Origin of the sequence: Rhodoplanes sp. Z2-YC6860, from assembly GCF_001579845.1 — a bacterium.
Taxonomy (GTDB): domain Bacteria; phylum Pseudomonadota; class Alphaproteobacteria; order Rhizobiales; family Xanthobacteraceae; genus Z2-YC6860.
On the sequence record NZ_CP007440.1, the window covers coordinates 6,741,900 to 6,765,002 of the forward strand.

Genomic DNA, 23,103 nt, shown 5'->3' on the forward strand with positions numbered 1-23,103 from the left:
TTCCGGGTTCGCGCCTCCGGCGCGCCCCCGAATGACTGCGGAGGAAGCTTTCAATCATCGCAGCTTGAGCGTCGCGAGCCCTGCCAGCGCCAGCACGATGGCGATGATCCAGAACCGGATCACGATCTGCGACTCGGTCCAGCCGAGCTGCTCGAAGTGATGATGGATCGGCGCCATCCTGAACACGCGCTTGCCGGTGAGCTTGAACGAAACCACCTGCACGATCACCGACACGGCTTCGAGCACGAACAATCCGCCGATGATGGCAAGTGCGATCTCGTGCTTGGTCGCGACCGCGACCGAGCCGATCAGCCCGCCGAGCGCCAGCGAGCCGGTGTCGCCCATGAAGATCGAGGCCGGCGGCGCGTTGAACCACAGGAAGCCCAGGCCCGCGCCGATCACGGCGCCGCAGATGATCGCAAGCTCGCCCGCGCCGGGCACGAAATGGATCTGCAGGTAGTCGGCGAACACCGCGTTGCCGACCAGATAGGCGATGCCGACGAAGCTCGCCGAGGCGATCATCACCGGGCCGATGGCAAGGCCATCGAGGCCGTCGGTGAGGTTCACGGCATTGCCGGCGCCGACGATGATGAAGGCCGTGAAGATCGGGAAGAACCAGCCGAGGTTGACCACCGCATCCTTGAACACCGGGATGGTCAGCGAGGTCGCGAAGCTCGGCCGGCCGAGGCTTGCGAAAGCGATGCAGGCGGCGAGCGCAATCGAGGCCTCGATGATCAGCCGGAACTTGCCGGCGAAGCCGCTGTGCGTCTGCCGCGTCACCTTGAGGTAATCGTCGTAGAAGCCGACCAGCCCAAAGCCCAGCGTCACCGCCAGCACGATCCAGACATACGGATTGCGCGGATTGGCCCACAGCACCGTCGACACCACGATGCCGAACAGGATCATCAACCCGCCCATGGTCGGCGTGCCGGCCTTGGAGATGATGTGCGACTTCGGCCCGTCGGCGCGGATCGGCTGACCCTTGCCCTGGCGCAGCCGCAGATGATCGATGATCCACGGCCCGAACATGAAGACGAAAACCAGCGCGGTGATCAGCGATCCCGCGGTGCGCACCGTCAGGTAACGAAACACGTTAAAGATCGAAAGCGTGCTGGATAAATCGGCCAACCAATAAAGCATCGGATCAACCCTGGGCGGCCGCCGTTTCGCGATCGCCATGCGACGGAAATTGCCGGATGAGCGCCTTGACGATGGGGCCCATCTTGGAACCAAGCGAGCCTTTGACCATCATCGCGTCGCCGGCGCGAACCGCTCCGAGCACTTGTGATTCGAGTGCAGCGGCGCTCTCGGCATAGCCGCCCCTGCGGCCGGAGGGAAGAGCCTCCCAGAACCCCCGATACAACGAGCCGGCGCAGAACACGAGGTCGACCGCGCTCTCCTCGATCGGCTTGACGAGTCCGCTATGCAATTCCCCGCCCCGCGGGCCAAGCTCCAGCATCTCGCCGAGCACCGCGATGCGCCGGCCGCGCGCGCCGATCGGCGCCTGGCCGAGCAGCGCAATGGCGGCCCGCATCGAAGCCGGATTGGCGTTATAGCTCTCATCGATCAAGAGAGCCTGGCCGCCCGGCACGTCGAGCGTCTGGCGCGCGCCGCGGCCGGTCGGCGGCGCGAGCTTGCTGAGCGCAAGCGCCGCGATCGCGAGATCGGCGCCGGCAAGCGTTGCAGCGGCGAGCACGGCGAGCGAGTTCTGCACCACGTGGCGGCCCGGCGCGCCGAGTTTGTAGGTCACATCATGACCGAGGATGCGCGCTTGCACGGTCGAGGAGTCGGCCTGCAGCGCAAACTTGAGCAGTCGCGCGTCGGCCTTGGCGTGCTCGCCGAACGAAACGATATGGGCGACGCTGGTGTTCTTGGCAGCACTTTGAAGGCGGGCGAAGTGCGGATTGTCGCGGTTGATCACCGCGGCGCCGCCCGGCACGACGCCTTGAAAGATCTCGGCCTTGGCGTCGGCGATGGCTTCGACCGAGGCGAAGAACTCGAGATGCACCGGCTCGACCGTGGTGACGATGGCGACGTGAGGCCGCACGAGCTTGGTCAGCGGCGCGATCTCGCCCGCGTGATTCATGCCCATTTCGAGCACGGCATATTTCGCGCTCTCGGGACAGCGGGCGAGCGACAGCGGCACGCCCCAGTGATTGTTGTAGGATGCGGCCGACGCGTGGGTCTCGCCTTCGCTCGACAGCGCGATCCGCAGCGCCTCCTTGGTGCCGGTCTTGCCGACCGAGCCGGTGACGCCGATGAACTTTGCCTTGCTGCGAGCGCGTGCTGCGCGCGCGAGCGCGATCAGACCTTCCAGAACGTCGGACACGACGAGGAGCGGCGCATCCTTGGCGAAGCTGCCGCGCTTGTCGGCGGCGACGACCGCAAGCCCGGCGCCAGCCTTGAGCGCCGCATCGACGAATTCATGGCCGTCGCGGGCGTCGCCCTTGATGGCAAAGAAAGCCTCACCGGGCGCAACGGTGCGCGTGTCGATCGAAAGCCCGCTGATGCTCGCCGGCAGTGCGCCGTGCAACTCCGCGCCCATCGCCTTGGCCATGGCTTCGACGGTCCACAGTGGTGCGCTCATACCACCTTCTCCTGCAACGCGGCTTCCACCTCGTGGTGATCGCTGAATTCCAATACACGGTCGCCGATGATCTGGCCGCTCTCGTGGCCCTTGCCGGCGATCAGCAGCACGTCGCCGGGCTCGAGCGTTGCGATCGATGTGCGGATCGCCTCGCGACGGTCGCCGATTTCGGTCGCGCCGGGCACCGCGGCGAGGATCGCGGCACGGATCGTTTCGGGCTTCTCATTCCGCGGATTGTCGTCGGTGATGATGACGCGATCGGCATTCTGCGCAGCGATCGCGCCCATGATCGGCCGCTTGCCGGCATCGCGGTTGCCGCCGGCGCCGAACACCACGACAAGCTTTCGTTTCACATAGGGTCGCAGCGCTGCGAGCGCTTTTTCCAGTGCATCGGGCTTGTGCGCATAGTCGACGAAGATCGGCGCGCCGTTGCGTTCGCCAACCAGATCGAGTCTTCCTTTCGCGCCCTTGAGCTCCGACAGCGTCGCGAACACGGCGCCCGGCTCGCCGCCGGTGGCGATCACAAGGCCCGCCGAGACCAGTGCATTCTCGACCTGGAAGCCGCCGACCAGCGGCAGCTTCAGCGAATAGGTCTTGCCGGCATGGGCGAGCGTGAGCCGCTGGGCAAAGCCGTCGATCGCGGTCTCGACCAGGCGGATGCCGTCGCCCTTGCGGCCCACGGTCATCAGCTTCAGCCCGCGCTTTTTCGCCGCTGCGACGACGGTGTCGCTGTGCTCGTGATCGACGTCGATCACCGCGCCGCCGCCATCGACGACGAGCGCCTCGAACAACCGGAGCTTGGCCGCAAGATACGCCTCGACGCTCGGATGATAGTCCAGATGATCGCGGCTCAGATTGGTGAAGCCCGCGGCAGCGACGCGGACGCCGTCGAGCCGGTGCTGATCGAGGCCGTGCGACGATGCTTCCATCACCAGATGCGTGACGCCCTCGTCGGCGAGTTCGGCCAGCGTCTTGTGCAGCCCGACCGGATCCGGCGTGGTCAGCGAGCCGTAGATCTCTTTCTTCGGCGTCACCACGCCGATGGTGCCGAGACTTGCGGCTTCGTAACCCAACGCCGCCCAGATCTGCCGGGTGAAGGCGGCGACCGAGGTCTTGCCGCTGGTGCCGGTGACCGCCGCGATCACCTTGGGCTGCTTCCGATAGAAATGCGCCGCCGCAATCGAGAGCGCCTTGCGCGCATTGGCGACCTGAACGAACGCCGCGCCATTCGGCAACGGCGCCTGCGGCGCACGCTCGCCGACGATCGCGGCCGCGCCGGCCTGCGCGGCAAGCGCTGCGAAACCCATGCCGTCCGCTTTGGTGCCAGGCACGGCGACGAACAGATCGCCGCGTTTGACCGCACGGCTGTCTGCGGTCACGCCGCCGATTTCGAGCGCAGCCGTGCGCGCATCGAGCGGAGCCTGATCAGTCAGGAGTTCGGAAAGCTTCATCGCCGCCGTTGTCGTGGCACGGAACCGCGCCACAGCATTCTGAAGAACCGGACCGTCCTATGACACGCCCGGGGCTGCGCCGCCAGAACTTCCCGCTATGACGATTTGCCCTTGCCCAGGAAGAGTTGATCGGCCGTAGGCATGTCGAAGCGCGGCTCGACGCCCAGCATCGGCGCGATCCGGGTGACGACCCGGCCTGCGGTCGCTCCGGCGTTCCAGGCCGAGGTGGCAAAGCCGTGGGTCTCCGGGATGCCCTGGGGCTCGTCGAGGATGACCATCATCTGATAGCGCGGCTTGTCGGACGGGAATATCGCCGTGAAGGTGGTCAAAAGTTTGGTCTTGGAGTAGCGGCCGTTGACCACCTTTTCCGCGGTGCCGGTCTTGCCCCCGACGTAATAGCCCGGGATATCGGCCTTCCTTGCCGAGCCCCGCTCGGCGTTGATCCGCATCAGATAGCGCATCTTCTCGCTGGTCTCGGGCTTGATGACCACCTTGGCGAGCTTCATCGCGTCTTCCTGGGAGCGCTTCAGGAAGGTCGGCGGAATGAGGTAGCCGCCGTTGACCAGCGCACTGATGGCTGCGACCGCCTGCAGCGGCGCGACCGAGAGGCCGTGACCGAACGCGATAGTGACGGTGTTCAACTCGCCCCAGCGCTTGGGCACGATCGGCTCGGCGCTTTCCGGCAACTCGGTGCGCAGCCGGTCGAGCTGGCCCATCTTCTTCAGGAACCACTTGTGGTACTCGACGCCCATGAACAGCGCCATGCGCGCGGTGCCGATGTTCGACGAGTAGGTGAAGATCTCCGGCACCGTCAGGAAGCGGTTCTGAGCGTGGTAGTCGTGGATCGTGAACTTGCCGTAGCGCAGCGACGCACGCGCATCGAAGGTCGAGGTGAGCTGCACCCGGCCGGAGTCGAGCGCCATGGCGAGCGTCAGCGCCTTGAAGGTCGAGCCCAGCTCGAACACGCCGGTGGTGATGCGGTTGATGCGGGTCGGATCGTTGGCCTGCTGCGGACTGTTGGGGTCATAATCCGGCAGCGACACCATCGAGATGATCTCGCCGGTGTTCACGTCGACCACGACACCGGCCGCGGCCTTGACCTTGAACTTCTGCGCCGCCCAGATCAGCTCGTCGCGCATCGCATGCTGCACGCGAAGATCGACCGCAAGCTCGACCGGCTTCTGCTGCTGGTCGGTGGCAAGCCCCGCCATGTGCAGCGCCTGGAGGCCGTGGTTGTCGAGCCACTTCTCCATTCCGGCGATGCCTTGATTGTCGATGTTGACGTGACCGATCAGGTGCGAGACCTCGGCGCTGTTCGGATAGACGCGCTTGTTTTCGGCGAGGAAGCCCACGCCGGGAAGTCCCAGCCGGTAGATGTCCTGACGCTGCTTGGTGGAGATTTCGCGCTTCAGCCAGACGAAGCCGCGGCGCGAGGCGAGCCGCTCGCGCAGTTCAGCCGGATCCATGTCGGGCAGCACCGCGGTGAGAAGCTCGGTGGCCTCATCGACGTCGATCAGGCGGCGCGGCTCGGCGAAGAGCGACGGCGCGCGCACATCGGTCGCCAGCACGAGGCCGTTGCGGTCGAGAATATCGGGCCGCGCGGTGGCGACAGCCTCGCGCGCGACGCCACGCTTGCTGAAATGACTCTCCGGCGCCACCGCGAACATCACGAGGCGCGCGGCGATCACCGCATAGACCGCGCCGAAAGCCAGGATTGCCAAGCCGACGCGCGCCCTCGCCTTGGCGGTGCGGTCAACATTGCGGCCGTAGAGCAACGTGCCGATCAGATTGCCACGACGCTTGGCTGGCGCGGGCTTGGCCGGGGCGGTCGCCGCCTCGGGCGCTGATGGCATGTCAGGAAGCGCTTGCTCGTCCATCGCCGCTACCTCGATTTCGCCGGGAGCGTGACGGAGCCGGTCGAGGCCGGACCGTCATTCGATTCAATGATTGCCGCGATCGCGTCGGTCGGAGTGGGCTGCGTCGCGCTCGGCGGGCGGTCCGGCAGCCGGGTCAACGGATCGTACTGCGTGGCCTCGGCCGGCCGAAGCGGCAGATGGCGCCGTGCCAGGCCCTGGAGTCGCGCCGGATTGTCGAGCGTCGCCCATTCGGCGCGCAGCGCCGCAATGGCGTCGCGCTCGCGCTGCACGTCGACCCGCATCTTGGCGACGCGCTCGGCACGCAAGGTGGACTCGAACTTGATCTCGTAGACATAGGCCGCCGCCGAGATCAGCAGGATGAGAACGCAGAAGTGCAGGATGCGCATGCTCAGCGTCCCCTCATCACGTCATCCAGGGAGGGCAGGCGCGGCAGATAGTCGTGCGCGTCGAAGGCGCGCGGAGCCGCGGATGTGCGCTCTGCGGCGCGGAGCTTCGCGGAACGCGCGCGTGGATTGGCCGCGACCTCGGCTTCGTCGGCCACGACCGGCCGCTTGGTCAGCAGCGCGAAGGTCGGCGGCTCGGCCTCGACCTCGGGCAAATGGCGCGACACGCCGGCGGTGCGGGCGCGCTCGGCAAGGAATGTCTTGACGATGCGGTCTTCGAGCGAATGGAAGCTCACCACGGCGAGCCGGCCGGACGGTTTCAAAATGCGCTCGGCAGCGGCCAATGCCTCGGCCAGCTCGTTCAGCTCTTCGTTGACGAACAGCCGCAAGGCCTGGAACGTCCGTGTCGCCGGATGAATCTGGCCGGGCTTTGCACGCACCACACGCTCGACGATGGCGGCGAGCGCCTTTGTGGTGACGATTGGCGCTTCCTGGCGCGCGGCCACGATGGCGCGGGCGACCCCACGCGAATGCCGCTCCTCGCCGAGCTGGAAGATGATGTCGGCGAGATCGCGCTCGGAGGCTGTGGCCACCACGTCCGCGGCGCTCGGGCCGTCGTTGCCCATCCGCATATCGAGCGGTCCGTCGAGCCGGAACGAAAAGCCACGTCCCGCTTCGTCGAGTTGCATCGACGAGACGCCAATGTCGAGGACGACGCCGTCGACCTGCGCGTGGCCGAATTTCTCTGCAACATGATCGAGCACCGAGAAGCGCTCCTCGACCACCGTCAGCCGTCCGTTCGATGCCTGCACGAGACCCGCGCTTGCGGCGACCGCGTTCTGATCGCGGTCGATCGCGATCACCTGCGTGTTCGCCGCTTCAAGAATTGCACGGCTGTAGCCGCCCGCGCCGAAGGTCCCGTCGATATAGACACCGCCGTCGCGCACATCGAGGAACTCGAGCGCGGCGCGCCCGAGCACGGGAATATGACGGGCCAGTCCGCCAGCGACAGTTGCGCCATCGCCGCCCGCCATTATTCCCGTGCCCCGAGCGAGGCTTCCGCCGCTCTCTCGGAGCCTGACAGTCCCCACAGCGCGCAGACCCCCGCGGTGGCCCCCGCTTGGTGCGCGCCGTCCCGTCCTGGCTCCCAGATTCGGTCCATGGAACTCACAATCCAGCGCCCCAAGAGCCCTGTGTCCCCACCGCTTGCGCCCAAAATCCGGAGTTGTTTCGGGGATCATGAATGGCACAGGCGTCAAAGCGGGCATGGCACCGGCCGGCCCCGCCGGGAGCCGTCCGCGAAAGGCAATTAACGCGGTTTAAGATTAAGGAATCGTTTGCAATGCGAGCGATTTCGGTAACGCCAAGGGAACTTGGAACCACGTCTTGGGCGCCGCCAGAAGCCCATCCGGGCGCAAAAAACAGGTCCCACATTGCCGCCGATGTTCCGACACAGTCGGAACATGCCGAAGGCCTGCGCGTTGCTCCATCCGACGGGGGGATTCCGATGTTCCATCCGAATCTCCAGGGAGACCACCATGCTGAAAAAACTCATGCTGACCACGGCCATCACCGGTTTGATGATCGGCGCCGCTGTCGCCCAAGGCACACCGCCTTCACCGGCTCCGTCGTCACCGCCGGCGGCGACTGAACCTGCGCCGCCCGCCAAGGCACCGGATATGAGCACGCCGGCGAGCCCACGGGCCGCGACGCCTGCGCCAAGTTCGTCCATGTCGAGCAGCGCCTCGAGCGCGTCCTCGGCGAAGTTCGTGAACTCGCAGCGCTCCGATCAGTTTCTCGCCTCGAAGTTCAAAGGCACCGACGTGCTCGGCACCGACAATCAGAAGATCGGCGACGTGAGCGACATCCTGTTCGACAAGGACGGCAAGATCGAAGCTTACGTGGTCAGCGTCGGCGGCTTCCTCGGCATCGGCTCGAAGGAGGTCGCGATGGCGCCGAACGCCTTCCAGCTCGTGGCCGGCGACAAGTCCAAGAACGAGTCCGACAAGTTGAAGGTCGCCATGACGAAGGACGAGCTAAAGCAGGCCGCGAACTTCGAGCCGTACAAGGCTCCGAGCTCGACCACCGGCATGGGCGGTCCGACCAGCAGTTCTCGTCCGGCGTCTCCGGGCGGCGGCATGGCTCGGTAGTGTGGCTCGATAGCAGCGCGTAGCCAAGCCTTGAGTTAGGAAGCGTCTAAACAAGCGAACAAGAAGCCGGTCCTGGCCTCCGAAACGGGGTCAGGGCCGGCGCTTTTTTGCAAGCCTCAAATGTTGCTTCGGCGCTTAAGCCCGCTTGCCTCGCGTGCGCTTGATGCTGTTAAGATTTGGCGTCGTTCAGTTTCCTCATTTATTGTCCGCGCATGCCGCCATTCGCCCCCGATTCCAGTGTTGTCGAGCGTATCGAAACCTCGCCGAACTTCGACGAGCGCACCGGCCTCGCGCGCCCCGATATGATCATCCTGCACTACACCGGCATGCAGTTCGCGCACGAAGCGGTGCATCGGCTGTGCGATCCGAAGGCGCGGGTGTCCTCACATTACGTCGTGATGGACAATGGCTCGATTCTGCAGCTCGTACCCGAGGTCAAACGCGCCTGGCACGCCGGCATATCGTCCTGGGGTGGCGACACCGACATCAATTCGCGCTCGGTCGGCATCGAGATCTGCAATCCCGGCCATGATTTCGGCTATCCGGATTTTCCCGCCCGGCAGATCGCCGCGGTGATCACGCTATGCCGCTCGATCCTCACCCGCCACATCATCCGGCCCGAGAACATCGTGGCGCATTCCGATGTCGCGCCGGCACGCAAACAGGACCCGGGCGAGAAGTTTCCATGGAAGCGTCTCGCCCAATCCAACGTCGGTCTGTGGGTCGAGCCGGTCGCGATCACGGAGAGCCCCGTGCTCCAGCTCAGAGACACGGGCGACAAGGTCACCGAGCTGCAGAAGGCGCTCGTCGAGTATGGCTACGGCGTCGAAGTGAACGGCACCTACGACAAGGACACGCAGGAGGTCGTCATCGCCTTCCAGCGTCATTTCCGGCCCGCCAAGATCGACGGCATCACTGACACGTCGACCCGCGAGACGCTGCGCAAGCTTCTGATCGCGAAGGAATTGGGCGGATCGCCGAAAACGACCGTCGCTTCGGCGGGCAAGCGCACCGCGGCGCAATCGTCCAAGCCAGGCGAACCGGCCGCCTCTTGACGGCCGCGGCCGGCCGCCCCATTCCCTATCCCGTCAGTCGGCCGGACGGCCGCTCCGCGCCAATGCCGAAAGGCGGCCGGGGAGGAAAGTCCGGGCTCCAGGACAAACGGTGCCGGATAACTTCCGGCGGGGGCGACCCCAGGGACAGTGCCACAGAGAACAGACCGCCGCGGCGCGTAGCGTGTTGGCCGCGGCAAGGGTGAAACGGTGCGGTAAGAGCGCACCGCGCTTCCGGCGACGGCAGCGGCACGGCAAACCCCACCGGGAGCAAGACCGAATAGGGACGGCAACGGGGCGAAAGCCCCAACCCTTGTCCGGGTCGCCGTCCGGGTAGGTTGCTTCAGGCGCCGGGCAACCGGCGTCGCAGAGGAATGGCCGTCACGTGTGCGGTGAAAGCCGCGCGCCATACAGAACCCGGCTTACAGGCCGTCTGATTTGTAATGGGGGCTCGGCGGGCACACCGCCGGGCCCCCGCCAATTTATTGGGCAGGCTGATCGCAACGCAGTCGCCATACGGGCGGTGCCGTCCCTCCCCGCGAGGGCAGGGCAATCGCATTTGCTCGCGGGCGAGGCCACGAGTCCCCTCTCCCGCTTGCGGGAGAGGGTGGCGAGCGTAGGCGAGCCGGGAGAGGGCTCTTTCTGTCTGGCAGCCCTCTCCCCCCTCGCATTCGCTCGGGACCCTCTCCCGCAAGCGGGAGAGGGGACCAAATCGCACCAGCGAGTCATATGCGATTGCCCTGCCTTGGCGGGGAGGGAGTCCTGCATCACCGATTCCAATTTCAGGCGACTTTGCTTTACGCTTCTCGTTCAAGGGAGCGATACGATGGCGACATTTCGAAAGCTCGTTGTGGTGTGCGGCGCGCTGGCGATCGGCACCGCGGCGAATGCTCAGACGCTCAAGAGCGGCACCCTGTCATTGGTCGTCCCGTTCGCATCCGGCGGGCCGAGCGATGTCGCCGGCCGCATCCTGGCGCAAGGCATGGCCGAGACGCTGGGGCAGACCGTCGTGGTCGAGAACCCGGTCGGCGGCGGCGGCACGGTCGGCTCGCTGCGCGTGTCGCGCTCCACGCCGGACGGCTCGCAGTTCGTGCTCGGCAACAACGGCACCCACAGCTGGAGCCAGTCGCTCTACAAGGTGCCGCCGTACGACACGATCCGGGATTTCACGCCGCTTGGCCTTGCAGTGGAATCGCCGCGCGTCATCATCGTGCCGAACAGCCTGCCGGCGAACACCTTGCCGGAGTTCATCGCCTACGTGAAAGCCAACCAGGACAAGATCCAGTTCGCCTCGGCGGGCGCGGGCTCCGCGTCTCATGTGAGCTGCATCCTGCTCAACGCCATGCTCGGCGTGAATGTCACCCACGTGCCCTATCGCGGACTCGGACCCGCGATGCAGGATCTGATCGCGGGCCGCGTGCAATACATCTGCGACTCGGTGTCGACCTCGAAGCCACAGATCGAGGGCGGCCAGGTGAAGGCGGTCGCAACCACAGGACTGAAGCGTTCGCCGGCGCTCCCCAACATCCCGACCGCCAAGGAACAGGGTCTCGATTTCGACGTGCTGACCTGGCAGGGCCTGTTCCTCGCCAAGGACACGCCGCAACCGATCGTGACCCAGCTCAGCCAGGCGATGAGCAAGGCGCTGGATCTGCCTTCGGTGCGGGGCCGCTTCGAGCCCTTGGGCGAGGAAATCCCGGCGCCGGACCGCCGCTCGCCCGAATACTTCAAGCAGTTCGTCGCAGGCGAGATCGCGCGCTGGAGCGGGCCGATCAAGGCGAGCGGCGTCACGGTCGAATAAGCCGCTATACTCGCTGTCGATATGAGTCCGGCAGCCGCCATCATCAGCTTCGAGAATGTCACGAAACGCTTCGACGGCGGCCCGCCGCTGCTCGATGGCGTTTCCTTTGAGGTTCGCGAACGCGAATTCCTCGCCATCGTCGGCCCGTCCGGCTCGGGCAAGACCACGCTGCTGCGCTTGATCAACCGGCTGAGCGATCCGTCATCCGGCACGGTGCGCGTGAACGGCGAGGACGTGCAGGCCGTCGACGCCGTCGCGCTGCGGCGGCGCATCGGCTACGTGTTCCAGGGCGTCGGCCTGTTTCCTCACATGACGGTCGCCGAGAACATCGCGATCACACCGAAACTTCTGGGCTGGGACGATGCGCGGATCGCGGCGAGGATAGACGACCTGATCAAGCTGGTGCGGCTCGACAGCGCCAAGCATCGGGACCGCTTCCCGACCGAGTTGTCCGGCGGCGAAGGCCAGCGCGTCGGCGTCGCCCGCGCGCTCGCCGCCGAGCCGAAGATCATGCTGATGGACGAGCCGTTCGGCGCGCTCGATCCCCTCACCCGCGACGCGCTCGGCGAAGACTACCGGCGGCTCCATGGCGAGTTCGGCCTGACCACCGTGATGATCACCCACGACATGCTCGAGGCGGTGCTGCTCGCCGACCGCATTGTCGTCGTCCGCGACGGCCGCATGATCGCGAACGGCACGCCGGACGCTCTCCTCAACGGCGCGCAGGATGGCTATGTCCGCGAGATGATGGCGGCGCCGCGCCGCCAGGCCGAGCGGCTGCGCGCCCTGGAGCGGCGATGAACGCCGCGTCTCAGATCATGGAAGCGTTGGCGCGGCTGCCGGCCTATCTCGGCGGCCATGTCGCCGTAAGCCTGACCGCGCTGCTGATCGGATTGGCGATCAGCATGCCGCTCGCCATCGCCTCGATAAGGCAGCCCGCGCTGCGCAGCATGCTCCTCGGCGTCGCCAGCATCGTGCAGACCGTGCCGAGCCTCGCCCTGCTCGCGCTGTTTTATCCGCTGCTGCTCGGCATCTCGATGCTGACCGAACGTGTCTTCGGCACGGGTTTCTCGGCTTTGGGCTTTCTGCCGTCTGTGCTGGCGCTGACGCTCTACAGCATGCTGCCGGTGTTGCGGAACACCATCGCGGGCCTCGACGGCATCGCACCGGCCATCAAGGAGGCGGCGCAGGGCGTCGGCATGACGCCGCGGCAGGCGCTGACCATGGTCGAATTGCCGCTGGCTCTGCCGGTGATCATGGCCGGCATCCGCACCGCGGCGATCTGGGTGATCGGCGCAGCCACGCTGTCGACGCCGATCGGACAGACCAGCCTCGGCAATTACATCTTTACCGGACTGCAGACACAGAACTGGGTGTTCGTGCTGTTCGGCTGCGCCGCCGCGGCGATCTTCGCGCTGCTGGTCGATCAGCTTCTGGCGCTGATGGAGCGCGGCCTGACGCGGCGGAAGCGCGGCTTCGTCGCGGGCGGTGCGATCGGACTTCTGCTGATTACGGCCGCGTCGCTTGCGCCAATGCTGTCCCAACAACGTGCCACCTATGTGATCGGCACCAAGCCGTTCGCCGAGCAATACGTGCTAGCGGCGCTGATCGCGCAGCGGCTCGGCGACAGCGGCCTGTCGGCCACGACCCGCGAAGGGCTCGGCTCGGCCGTGATCTTCGACGCGCTGCGCTCCGGCGAGATCGACGTCTATGTCGATTATTCCGGTACGATCTGGGCCAACCAGATGAAGCGCAACGACGTGAAGCCGCGCGCGGATGTGCTGGCCGAGATGAAGGACTGGCTCAAACGGGAGACCAGCATCGAACTGGTTGGCGGGCTCGGATTCGAGAACGCCTATGCGCTGATCATGCGATCCGACCGCGCGCAATCGCTTGGCATCCGCACGATTTCAGATCTCGCCGGTCACACGCCATCGATGACCATCGCCGGCGACTATGAGTTCTTCGGCCGGCCCGAATGGCAATTGCTGCGACAGACCTACGGCCTGTCGTTCCGCGAGCGGCGCACCATGCAGCCGGAATTCATGTATGCGGCGGCGGCGAGCGGCGAAGCGGACGTGATCGCGGGCTACACCAGCGACGGCCGCATCGTGCAGAACAAGCTCACGGTGCTCGAAGACGTCAAGCATGTCATCCCGCCCTATGACGCGGTGCTACTGATATCCTCGCGACGGGCCAACGATCGTGCACTGCTGAATGCACTTGTCCCGCTCGTCAATGCGATCGATGTGGCGAAGATGCGCGAAGCCAATCTCCGCGCAGCGAACGGCGCCTCGCCGGCCGAAGCCGCGCGCTGGCTGTGGAGCGAAATCCAAAGCAACCGTCACTGAGCGATATTCCTGCGGCATCGGGCGGTGCGCTCCTTCTCCCCGCTTGCGGGGAGAAGGTCGGGATGAGGGGGGAATTTCAACGATCGAAGTCCCTGAGAGTCCCCCTCACCCGCCGCACTTCGTGCGACGACCTCTCCCCGCAAGCGGGGAGAGGTCAACCGCGGCCTCACCACGATTCAACTTCAGATGATTGGCTACCCCACCGCAGCGAGATCAGGCCGCGATCGCGGCGCAGGCGGATCGTCGCGCAGGGTCAGCACATGGACGCTGAAGTAGCGCTTTTCGTCCGTCCACACTGCGGTCTGCGCCCAGCCGGCGCCGCGCGCGAGCGCGCCGAAGGATTCGACCGTGTACTTGTAGCTGTTCTCGGTGTGAATGGTTTCACCGGCACGGAAATCGACGCACTCGCCGCACACTTTGAAACGCTGGCGCTTGTGGCTCGCCAGATGCATCTCGATCCGCGAGCGCTCGCGGTTGAAGAAGGCGTGATGTTCGAAGGTCGAGAGATCGATCTTGGCGCCAAGCTCGTTGTTGATCCGCGTCAGCAGATTCATGTTGAACGCCGCTGTGATGCCCTGCTTGTCGTTGTAGGCGGCCTGCAACACGCTCGTATCCTTGACGAGGTCGACGCCCACGATCAGCGATGCGCCGCGCCCAAGCACGCGCGCCGCGTGGCGCAGGAATGCGCAAGCCTCGTGAGGCTCGAAGTTGCCGATGGTCGAGCCCGGGAAAAAGCCTGCGCGCGGCAGCGCATGCACAGCGCTCGGCAGTTCGAAAGGCTGGCTGAAATCGGCTGCGACCGGCAGCATCGCGATATGGGGAAATTCCGCGCGCAAAGTCGCGGCCTGCTGGCTCAGAAACTCCGCCGAGATGTCGACAGGGACGTAAGCTGCGAGCGTCTTGGCCTCACGCAGCACGATGCGCGTCTTGGTGCTGGAGCCGCTGCCGAATTCGATCAGCGCCGCGCCTTGCGGGATGAGCTTGGCGATATCGGCTGCACGCTCGGTGAGGATCGCCGTCTCGGTGCGGGTCGGATAGTACTCCGGCAGTTCGGTGATCCGCTCGAACAACTCGGAGCCGACGCGGTCATAGAAGTATTTCGGCGACAGCCGTTTTGGCGTCGCCGTCAGTCCCGCGACCACATCGGCGGCGAAGCTCTCGCTTGCGCCCGCGAGTTCGCACTTTTCGGCAACGGACGTCACATTGCGTGCCAGCGCTGTCATACTTGAACCTTGGTTTTTGGTTTTGCCCGTCTCAGCGGTAATCAACCAGCCGCAGCCCGCTGAATTGCCAGCGAGCCGGGGGGTGGAAGAAGTTACGATAGCTGACCCGTTCGTGGCCCTTCGGTGTCGCCAGGGATGATCCACGGAGGACCATCTGGTTGACCATGAATTTACCGTTGTACTCGCCGAGCGCCCCCTCGGCGGCGCGGTACCCCGGATACGCCAAATAGGCACTTCTGGTCCATTGCCAAGCCACCCCGAAACCATCGGCCAGAAGCCCGGACCTCGCCGCAATCTCCCATTCGGCTTCGGTTGGCAGGTGTTTTCCAGCCCAACGGGCGAAAGCATCGGCTTCGTAATAGCTGATATGCAGCACCGGCGCGGCCGGATCGACGGGACGGAGCCCGCCGAGCGTCAGCGAGAACCAGGCGCCATCGGCGTTGTGCCAGTAGCCCGGAGCGTTCCAGCCCTCGGCCTCGACCACGGCCCACCCATCGGAGAGCCACAGGCCGGGGCTCGCGTAGCCGTTGTCGGCCATGAACTCGAGCCATTCGCCGTTGGTGACGAGATGTCGCGCGATCCGACCCTGGCGGATCAGCTCCTGATGCGGCGGCTGCTCGTTGTCGAAACAGAAGCCCGGGCCTTCAAAGCCGATCGAATGAATGCCTTGCGGCAGATCGGCCATGCCACCACTGCTCGGCACGGACGGCATCCGCCATGACGCGTCATAAACCGGGTCTGTCGGATTCTGTGCGAACGCGTGCAGGATGTCGGTCCACAGCAACTCCTGATGCTGTTGCTCGTGATGGAGCCCGATCTCCACGATCGGCACGATGGCGCCAAGCTCGGCGCTGCTCGCACCGCGGATGAGCTTTTCCACCGCGGCATCGACATGCGCGCGGTACTCCGCGACCTCGGTCGTGTCCGGCCGCGTGATCAATCCACGCTGGGGCCGTGCGTGACGCGGCCCCGCCGCGACATAATAAGAGTTGAACAGAAAGGCGAAGCGCGGGTCGAACTCCGCATAACCCGACGCATAAGGCTTCAGCAGAAACTGCTCGAAGAACCACGTGGTGTGGGCGCGATGCCATTTGGTCGGGCTCGCATCCGCCATCGACTGGATGGTCTGATCTTCGGCCGAAAGCGGCGCCGCGCGACGCTCGGTTTCGGCGCGCACGGCGCGGAACGCGTCGGCCCAAACCTGACGAGGATCGCGAGACGGCGAAGCAGGAGCGCGCTGCAAGCCCGAAATCGCTGCCTGTGGCATCACTCAACTCCGCCAAAATGGGGATTTATGCGGGCTTGTCCGACCTACCAATTGTAACGAGGCCGGATTGTTCCTTTGAGCCGATGGTCGAGCACCGGACTCTAGCATTTCAAACGATATGCGCCACCCAGCCGGAAGCTATGGACACGATCGCCGCCCTGCAAGGTCATTGCCCTGCCCAATGGGGTCATTGCCTCCGCCACGCGGCCCATGGAATGAATACGGTCAAACTGTCGCAACTAACGCCATGGCTGGGGAAAAGCGTGCCGGAAATCAGGATCGTCAGCACCACCGCAATGAAGACCTCGATCGACGAACTCGCGCCGATCTTCGAGCGCGAGACCGGTCATAAAACGTCGTTCTCGTTCGGGCCGTCGCAGCGCATCACCCGGCAAGTGTCGGAGGGCGAACAAAACGACGTGACCATCACCTCCGACCACGGGCTCGAGAGCCTTATCAAGCAGGGCCGCATCGTCGCAGGCACGCGCGCCGATCTGGCGAGCTCGCCGATGGCGCTCGCCGTGCAGAAGGGCGCGAAGCGTCCCGACATCTCGTCGGCGGAAAAATTCAAGGAGGCGCTGCTCGCCGCAAAATCGCTCGGCATGAGCAATCCGGTCGGCGGCGGCCAGAGCGGCAAGAACCTGGAGGCCATCTTCGACAAGCTCGGCATCACCGAGGCGATGAAGGCGAAAAGCACCTACGGCCCCGGCGGCCCGGCCGGACTGATCGGCTTCTACCTGTTGCGAAAAGAGGTCGAGATCGGCATCCAGCAGCTTCCGGAGCTCATGGCAGTGTCGGGCATCGACATCATCGGCCCGCTGCCGCCGGACATTCAATCGATGACGGTGTTCTCCGCGGGCATTTCGACTGCGGCGAAGGAACCTGAAGCCGCGAAGGCGCTGATCAGGTTTCTCACCACGCCGACGGCCAAGGCGCTGTTCAAATCGAAGGGCATGGATGTGAGTTGAGGGGAGGACGCGATGCGACGGCTCGCGATCGCCATCGTCACTCTGTTCATTGCTGCAGGCGGCGCTCAAGCCGCCGAAATCAAGGCATTGATCTCCACGGCCATGAAGGCGCCGTTCCAGGAGATCGCCGCACAATTCGAAAAGGCCACCGGTCACAAGGTGATCGCGACCTTCGGACCGACCGGACCGCTGACCAAACGCATCGCTGACGGCGAAGCGGCCGACATGGTGATCCTCGGCGGCGAGAACACGGCGACGCTGATCAAGGAAGGCAAGATCGCGGCCGGCAGCAAAGCCGACGTGGCGCGCGGCATGATCGGCGCGGGTGTCGCCAAGGGCGCGCCCAAGCCGGACATTTCGTCGGAGGCCAGCTTCAAGGCCGCGCTCCTCTCGGCGAAAGCCGTCGCGGTGACTGATCCGGCCGGTGGCGGCAGCAGCGGCGTCTACTTTTCCAAGCTGTTCGAAAAGATGGGACTTACCGAAGCGCTGAAACCGAAGCTCAAGCTCGCGGCGGGCGGACCGAACGGCTATGCGGCGACCTTCGTTATCAAAGGCGAAGCCGACTTCGCCATGCAGCCGATCCCCGAGCTCATGGCGGTGCCGGGCATCGAGATCGTCGGTCCCCTGCCCGGCGCATTTCAGAACGTCACGATCTACAGCGCGGGCATTCCCACAAGCGCGAAGGAAGTCGAGACCGCGAAAGCGCTGATCAAGGCGCTGACCGACCCGTCCGCAGCCGCGATCTACAAATCCAAGGGTCTCGAACCCGGTTGAGTGGAGCCAACGGATGCGCAAGCTTCTCGCCGCACTCGCGCTCGGTCTGATGATCGCTCCTGCGACGGCCGCGGACATCGACGCTTTCGTCTCGACCGCCATCAAGGCCGCGACCGACGAGATCCTGCCGGGCTTCGAGCGCGACAACGGCCACACCATCCACGCGAGCTACGCGCCATCCGGCGCGCTGGTGCCGCGGTTCCTGCGCGGCGAGCCGGTCGACATTTTTCTCACCGATGCGCCGGCGCTCGATGAGCTGATCAAGCAGGGCAAGATCGCGGGCGGCCGCATCGATCTCGTGCGCACCGGCATCGGCATTGCGGTGAAGAAGGGCGCGCCGAAGCCCGACGTCTCGACACCGGAGGCGCTGAAGCGCGCGCTGCTCAATGCCAAGAGCATCGGCCACGCCTCGACCGCCGGCGGCAGCATCACCGGCGGTCATGTGCAGTGGGTGTTCCGCCAGCTCGGCATCGCCGACGAGTTTGCGCCGAAGGTGAAGCTGTCGATGGGCGGACCGAACAGCCGCGTCAGCGTGCTGGTGTCGAGCGGCCAAGTCGAGATCGGGTTGCAGCAGGCCTCGGAGCTTTACGACAATCCCGATGTCGAGGTGATCGGCATGCTGCCCGCGCCACTGCAGCAGACCACGCAATATTCCGCGGGCATCACATCGAACGCAAAACAGCCCGAAGCCGCCAAGGCCATGATCCAAGCGCTCACGACGTCGCAAGCCAAAGCCATCTACAAAGCCAAAGGGCTCGAACCGAACTGATGGGAAGAAACGCCATGCGCAAAATTCTGATCGCTTCGGCCGCCGCCCTCTTCGCGGCTTCAAGCAACGCCCAGGCCGCCGAGATCAAGGCTCTGATCACAACGGCGATGGACGCGGCCGTGACCGTGCTCATTCCGCAATTCGAGAAGGCGAGCGGCCACAAGGTCTCCTACAGCTACGATCCGTCGGGCGGATTGGCGCGTAGGCTTCGCGGCGGCGAGTTCGCCGACATGATCCTCGTGGCGAGCCCCGAGCTCGACAAGCTGATTGCCGAAGGCAAGGTCACCGGCCCGCGCGTCGACATCTCACGCACCGGGATCGGCATCGCGGTCAAGAAGGGCGCGCCGCACCCGGACGTGTCGACGCCCGAGGCGCTGAAACGCGCGCTGCTCGCCGCTAAATCGGTCGGCCACACCGCGCCGGCCGGCGGCGGCATCACGGCGCTGCATATCCTTCGCGTGTTCGAGAAGCTCGGCATCGCAAAAGAGGTCGCGGCCAAGACCAAGCTTGCGGCCGGCGGGCCGAACGGCCGCGTCAGCACATTGATCGTCAACGGCGAAGCCGAGATCGCGTTTCAGCAGGTCTCGGAGCTGATGACCAATCCCGAGGTCGAGGTGATCGGCATGCTCCCCGACGAACTGCAGCAGATCACCATCAACGCGGCCGGCATCACCGCCGTCGCCAAGGAGCCGGACGCGGCGCGCGCGTTGATCAAGTATCTGACCGCGCCCGAGGCGATGGTGATCTACAAGAAGACGGGGCTCGCGCTGTAGGCCGTATACTTATAAATCGGCCCAGACCGATCTTGTCGGACGATTTCGCGATCACGCGCATATCAAAGGGTTTGGCTCTTTCACCGCTCGCGCAAAGTTTCCTGCCGGTAGCGGAGCAACGGCGATAAGAGATAGCTCAGTATCATGCGTGACCCGGTTTTGATCTCCACCGTCACCGCCATGCCGGGCGATAGATTGACCATCCGGTCGTCGATCTGCATCTGGGCGCGATCCAGCGAAATGCGGGCGCTGTAGTTCAGCTCCTGGCCCTTCGGCTCGCTTGTGTCATTTTGCGTCCCCGTTGCCCGGTCGTTGGAGCGGTCCTGTGGCCGGTCGCGGATGATCGCATCCTGCGAGACGCTGAGCACCTGGCCGTGCAGGAGGCCGTAGCGGGTGAAATTGAAGGTGTCGACCTTGATCTCGGCCGCTTGCCCGGCGTTGACGAAGCCGATGTCGCGGTTCGACACCATGGCCTCGATTTCCAGCCGGCTGTCGCTTGGCACCACCACCAGCAGGGACTGCGCGGGCGTGACGACACCGCCGACCGTGTGGACCGCGAGCTGCTGCACCACGCCATCGACCGGCGCGGTCAGCAGCTGAAGCCTGGTCTTCTGCTCGGCCTTGATCAGGTCCTGAGCTATCCCGTTGGCTTTTTGCTCGGCCTTGGCGAGTTCGTCGGAAAGCGTGCGTCGATACTCGGCCACTGCCTGGCCACGCGTCTCGCGCATTGCGGCGGCGGCGGCCTCCGCCTCGCGCAGATGGCTCCTCTGCACGGTGAGTTCCTCTTGCTGCTCGACCAGCAGCTGGAGGGTCTCGAAGTAGGTGAGCTTCGAGCCCAACTCCCTGTCCATGAGTATCTTGCGGATATCGACGCGCGGCTGGATGACGGGAATCATCGTTTCGAGCTTATGGATGGTCGCCGCGATCGTGCCTTGCTCGGCTTCCTTCTGCGCCTGTTGGCGCGCGAGAGCGGCAACCTTGGCGCGGTGCTCGGTCACTTGGCTGAGCAAAAGCTGACGCTGGGTGCTGACCAACGCCGGGTCTGCGTTGGCGGGCGGCGCGAAGGCGGCCACGGCGTCTTCGCCGCCGTCGAGTGCCGCGCGCAGCCGCGCGATGTTGAGCTGCTCGGCGAGGAGATCGCTGCGGAGGTGATCGCGTTCCGCCGCGTTCACGGTCGGGTCAAGCTCGATCAAAACATCGCCGGCTCTGACAGTCTGTCCGTCCTGGACTCGAATCGACCGTACGACCCCGGTCTCGAACGGCTGGACCACTTTGGTGCGGCCGCTCGGAACGATTTTTCCGGTCGCCGACGCGACAATGTCGATTGTGCCCCACGAGGCCCAGGCCAGCGCCGCGCAGAACAGCAGGATGATGGTGGCCCCGACGGCACGGCGGATCGGCGATGGCGGGGTTTCCACAATCTCGAGCGCGGCGGGCAGAAACGCCAGCTCCTCGGCGCGCCTGTCATGCACGCGCCGAAGCGGCACGACGCGCCCCAGCGGTTTGGTGGCGGCTTCAGCCGACTTCATGGATCCCTCCCTGCAGTCGATGCAACGAGGCGTAGCGGCCGCCAGTCTTGATGAGCGCATCGTGGGTGCCGTCCTCGACCAGGCGGCCGCGCTCCAGCGTGACGATGCGATCCGTCGCCCGCACGGTCGAAAGTCTGTGCGCGATGACCAGAACGGTCCTGCCCTTGGCGATCTCCTTCATGTTTTGCTGAATGATGCGCTCGCTCTCGTAGTCGAGGGCGCTGGTCGCCTCATCGAAGATCAAGATGCGCGGGTCGGTCACGAGCGCGCGCGCAATGGCGATGCGCTGGCGCTGGCCGCCCGACAAAGTGGAGCCGCGTTCGCCGACAACGGTGTCGTAGCCTTCGCTCAGCTCAAGGATGAAGTCGTGGGCTCCCGCGAGCTTTGCCGCCGCGATGATCCGCTCCATCGGCATCGCCGGATCGGCGAGCGCGATGTTCTCGCGCACAGAACGGTTGAACAGCACGTTCTCCTGCAGAACGACTCCGATCTGGCGGCGCAGCCAGGCCGGGTCGGCCATGGCGAGATCCATGCCGTCCACCAGGACGCGCCCGCTCTCCGGGATGTAGAGGCGCTGGACGAGCTTGGCGAAAGTGCTCTTGCCCGACCCCGAAGGCCCGACGATGCCGACGGTCTGGCCGGCCGGAACATCGAAGCTGACGTCGTGCAGGACCTCCTGCCCGTCGACACGATAGCGGAACGTCACATGGTCGAACTTGATGTGGCCGCGGATCGCGGGCAGGCGCGCCCGCCCGGTCGCATAGATCGGCTCCGCCGTGGTGTTGAGGATATCTCCCAACCGCGAGATCGACAGCCGCGCCTGGTGAAAATCCTGCCAAACCTGCGCGAGGCGCAGCACGGGCGCGCTCACGCGGCCGGCGAGGATGTTGAAGGCCACGAGTTCGCCGACCGACAGGCTGCCATCGATCACCAGCCTGGCGCCGAAATAGAGGATCGAAGCGGTGACGATCTTGCTGACGAGCTGCACCACCTGGCTCGCGGTGTTGCCGAGGCTCAGCACCCGGAAGCTCGCAGCCACATAGCCTGCGAGCTGTTCTTCCCAGCGGCGCTGCATTTGAGGCTCGACCGCCATGGCCTTGAGCGTCTCGATCCCGGTCACGCTCTCGACCAGGAAGGCCTGGTTCTCGGCACCACGCTGGAATTTTTCATTCAGCCTCCGCCGGAACAGCGGCGTCACCCCCGCCGAGATCGCGACATAGAACGGGAACGAGGCGAGGACGATCCAGGTCAGCGGCGGCGCGTAATAGAACATCACCGCCAGGAACACGAAGGTGAAGAACAAGTCGATCGCAAGCGTCAGGGCCGAGCTGGTGAGGAAATTACGGATATTCTCCAGCTCGCGCACGCGTGCAACTGAATCGCCGACCCGCCGGGCCTGGAAATAGGCCATCGGCAATGCGAGGAGGTGGTGGAACAGGCGCGCGCCGAGCTCGACGTCGATGCGGTTGGTCGTGTGCGAGAACAGATAGGTCCGCATTGTGCCGAGGACGGTCTCGAAAATCGAGATCGTCACCAGACCGATGACCAGCACGTCGAGGGTGCTCAGCGCCCGGTGCACCAGCACCTTGTCGATGACGACCTGAAAGAACAGCGGCGAGACCAAGCCGAGCAGTTGCAAGAAGAACGACGCGACAAGAACCTCGGCCAGGAGATGCCGGTATTTGTGGATGGCTCCCAGAAACCAGGTGATGTCGAACCGGCGCGTGATGTCCGACAGTCCGGCCCGTCGGGTCATCAGGATCAGCCGGCCGTCCCAAACCGCGACGAACTCAGCCTGCGTCATCAGCGCGGGCCGGAGCGCGTGCGGCGATTGGACCAGGACCTTATCGTCCGCGGCCTTGGCGACCACCAGGAATCCGCCGTCGTGCAGCACAGCTACGGCAGGCAAGGGAGTGCGGGCGAGTCGGGACCAGTCGGTTCGATAGGCCCGGGCTTTGAGCCCGAGGTCTTTGGCGCACCGGAGCATTTCCGGTGCGCCAATTTTGTCGGTTCCTAGCCGATGCCTGATCTGTTCGGCATCGGCCGCAACGCCCTGGAGATGCAACAGCGTCACGAGGGCCTCGAGACCAGGATCGGCCGGTCTCGCGCTGTCGGTTCTTGTGCTCACTTGCATTCTCCGGGGCGCTG

Annotated in this window: 19 protein-coding genes and 1 other RNA gene; 10 read left to right on the top strand and 10 right to left on the bottom strand. The window is 65.2% G+C overall.

Annotated features, from left to right (window positions below; genetic code table 11):
- Positions 1–54: 54 nt before the first annotated feature.
- The 6 genes from mraY to rsmH form a co-directional block, all read right to left on the bottom strand.
- Complete coding sequence (gene mraY / locus RHPLAN_RS31470; protein ID WP_068032134.1) at positions 55–1,140, bottom strand: phospho-N-acetylmuramoyl-pentapeptide-transferase; 1,086 nt, start codon at positions 1,138–1,140, stop codon at positions 55–57.
- A gap of 4 nt (positions 1,141–1,144) precedes the next feature.
- On the bottom strand, positions 1,145–2,587 hold the full coding sequence (locus RHPLAN_RS31475; RefSeq protein WP_068026912.1) for a UDP-N-acetylmuramoylalanyl-D-glutamyl-2,6-diaminopimelate--D-alanyl-D-alanine ligase: 1,443 nt from the start codon (positions 2,585–2,587) through the stop codon (positions 1,145–1,147).
- Positions 2,584–4,038, bottom strand: a complete 1,455-nt coding sequence (locus RHPLAN_RS31480) for a UDP-N-acetylmuramoyl-L-alanyl-D-glutamate--2,6-diaminopimelate ligase (RefSeq protein WP_068026914.1) — start codon at positions 4,036–4,038, stop codon at positions 2,584–2,586. Before RHPLAN_RS31480 ends, RHPLAN_RS31475 begins: the two co-directional genes overlap by 4 nt.
- A 95-nt stretch (positions 4,039–4,133) precedes the next feature.
- Positions 4,134–5,891 (bottom strand): peptidoglycan D,D-transpeptidase FtsI family protein, encoded by a 1,758-nt coding sequence (locus RHPLAN_RS31485; RefSeq protein WP_068032136.1) that lies wholly within the window; start codon positions 5,889–5,891, stop codon positions 4,134–4,136.
- Between the two features lie 29 nt (positions 5,892–5,920).
- Positions 5,921–6,301, bottom strand: coding sequence for a cell division protein FtsL (gene ftsL, locus RHPLAN_RS31490; protein ID WP_068026918.1), 381 nt, complete (start codon positions 6,299–6,301; stop codon positions 5,921–5,923).
- 2 nt (positions 6,302–6,303) lie between these two features.
- Positions 6,304–7,332 (bottom strand): 16S rRNA (cytosine(1402)-N(4))-methyltransferase RsmH, encoded by a 1,029-nt coding sequence (gene rsmH / locus RHPLAN_RS31495; RefSeq protein WP_068026920.1) that lies wholly within the window; start codon positions 7,330–7,332, stop codon positions 6,304–6,306.
- A 504-nt stretch (positions 7,333–7,836) separates the two neighbouring features.
- Between rsmH and RHPLAN_RS31500 the strand changes: the two genes are divergently transcribed.
- The 6 genes from RHPLAN_RS31500 to RHPLAN_RS31525 all read left to right on the top strand — a co-directional run bounded on the left by RHPLAN_RS31500 (position 7,837) and on the right by RHPLAN_RS31525 (position 13,652).
- Positions 7,837–8,448 (top strand): PRC-barrel domain-containing protein, encoded by a 612-nt coding sequence (locus tag RHPLAN_RS31500; protein WP_068026922.1) that lies wholly within the window; start codon positions 7,837–7,839, stop codon positions 8,446–8,448.
- Between the two features lie 212 nt (positions 8,449–8,660).
- Complete coding sequence (locus RHPLAN_RS31505; protein ID WP_084245979.1) at positions 8,661–9,503, top strand: N-acetylmuramoyl-L-alanine amidase; 843 nt, start codon at positions 8,661–8,663, stop codon at positions 9,501–9,503.
- Positions 9,504–9,536: 33 nt separating this feature from the next.
- Positions 9,537–9,941: RNase P RNA component class A (gene rnpB / locus RHPLAN_RS31510), an RNA gene on the top strand.
- A 385-nt stretch (positions 9,942–10,326) separates the two neighbouring features.
- A complete protein-coding gene (locus RHPLAN_RS31515; protein WP_068026926.1) occupies positions 10,327–11,301 on the top strand; it encodes a Bug family tripartite tricarboxylate transporter substrate binding protein in 975 nt (324 codons plus the stop codon).
- Positions 11,302–11,322: 21 nt separating this feature from the next.
- Positions 11,323–12,102 (top strand): ATP-binding cassette domain-containing protein, encoded by a 780-nt coding sequence (locus tag RHPLAN_RS31520; protein WP_068026929.1) that lies wholly within the window; start codon positions 11,323–11,325, stop codon positions 12,100–12,102.
- Positions 12,099–13,652, top strand: a complete 1,554-nt coding sequence (locus RHPLAN_RS31525; protein WP_068026932.1) for an ABC transporter permease/substrate-binding protein — start codon at positions 12,099–12,101, stop codon at positions 13,650–13,652. Before RHPLAN_RS31520 ends, RHPLAN_RS31525 begins: the two co-directional genes overlap by 4 nt.
- Before the next feature lie 194 nt (positions 13,653–13,846).
- Here the strand turns inward: RHPLAN_RS31525 and egtD are convergent, their stop codons facing one another.
- Together egtD and egtB are read right to left on the bottom strand one after the other, a co-directional pair.
- Positions 13,847–14,875 (bottom strand): L-histidine N(alpha)-methyltransferase, encoded by a 1,029-nt coding sequence (gene egtD / locus RHPLAN_RS31530; protein ID WP_068026935.1) that lies wholly within the window; start codon positions 14,873–14,875, stop codon positions 13,847–13,849.
- A 31-nt stretch (positions 14,876–14,906) separates the two neighbouring features.
- Complete coding sequence (gene egtB / locus RHPLAN_RS31535) at positions 14,907–16,142, bottom strand: ergothioneine biosynthesis protein EgtB (RefSeq protein ID WP_068026938.1); 1,236 nt, start codon at positions 16,140–16,142, stop codon at positions 14,907–14,909.
- A gap of 215 nt (positions 16,143–16,357) precedes the next feature.
- Between egtB and modA (RHPLAN_RS31540) the strand changes: the two genes are divergently transcribed.
- The 4 genes from modA (RHPLAN_RS31540) to RHPLAN_RS31555 are packed head-to-tail and all read left to right on the top strand — an operon-like array spanning position 16,358 to position 19,426.
- Entirely contained in the window at positions 16,358–17,110 is a 753-nt protein-coding gene (modA, locus tag RHPLAN_RS31540; protein ID WP_198164586.1) for a molybdate ABC transporter substrate-binding protein, read from the top strand.
- A 12-nt stretch (positions 17,111–17,122) separates the two neighbouring features.
- The gene (gene modA / locus RHPLAN_RS31545) at positions 17,123–17,884 is read left to right on the top strand and encodes a molybdate ABC transporter substrate-binding protein (protein WP_068026945.1); all 762 of its coding nucleotides are present in this window, start codon (positions 17,123–17,125) and stop codon (positions 17,882–17,884) included.
- Between the two features lie 13 nt (positions 17,885–17,897).
- The gene (locus tag RHPLAN_RS31550; protein ID WP_068026948.1) at positions 17,898–18,653 is read left to right on the top strand and encodes a molybdate ABC transporter substrate-binding protein; all 756 of its coding nucleotides are present in this window, start codon (positions 17,898–17,900) and stop codon (positions 18,651–18,653) included.
- Between the two features lie 14 nt (positions 18,654–18,667).
- The gene (locus RHPLAN_RS31555) at positions 18,668–19,426 is read left to right on the top strand and encodes a molybdate ABC transporter substrate-binding protein (protein WP_198164587.1); all 759 of its coding nucleotides are present in this window, start codon (positions 18,668–18,670) and stop codon (positions 19,424–19,426) included.
- Positions 19,427–19,506: 80 nt separating this feature from the next.
- Here the strand turns inward: RHPLAN_RS31555 and RHPLAN_RS31560 are convergent, their stop codons facing one another.
- Positions 19,507–20,955 carry an HlyD family type I secretion periplasmic adaptor subunit gene (locus tag RHPLAN_RS31560; RefSeq protein ID WP_068026954.1) on the bottom strand — a complete coding sequence of 483 codons (1,449 nt, stop codon included), beginning with the start codon at positions 20,953–20,955 and terminating at the stop codon, positions 19,507–19,509.
- A complete protein-coding gene (locus RHPLAN_RS31565) occupies positions 20,942–23,089 on the bottom strand; it encodes a type I secretion system permease/ATPase (protein ID WP_068026957.1) in 2,148 nt (715 codons plus the stop codon). The genes RHPLAN_RS31560 and RHPLAN_RS31565 overlap by 14 nt, the downstream gene beginning before the upstream one ends.
- Positions 23,090–23,103: the final 14 nt, after the last annotated feature.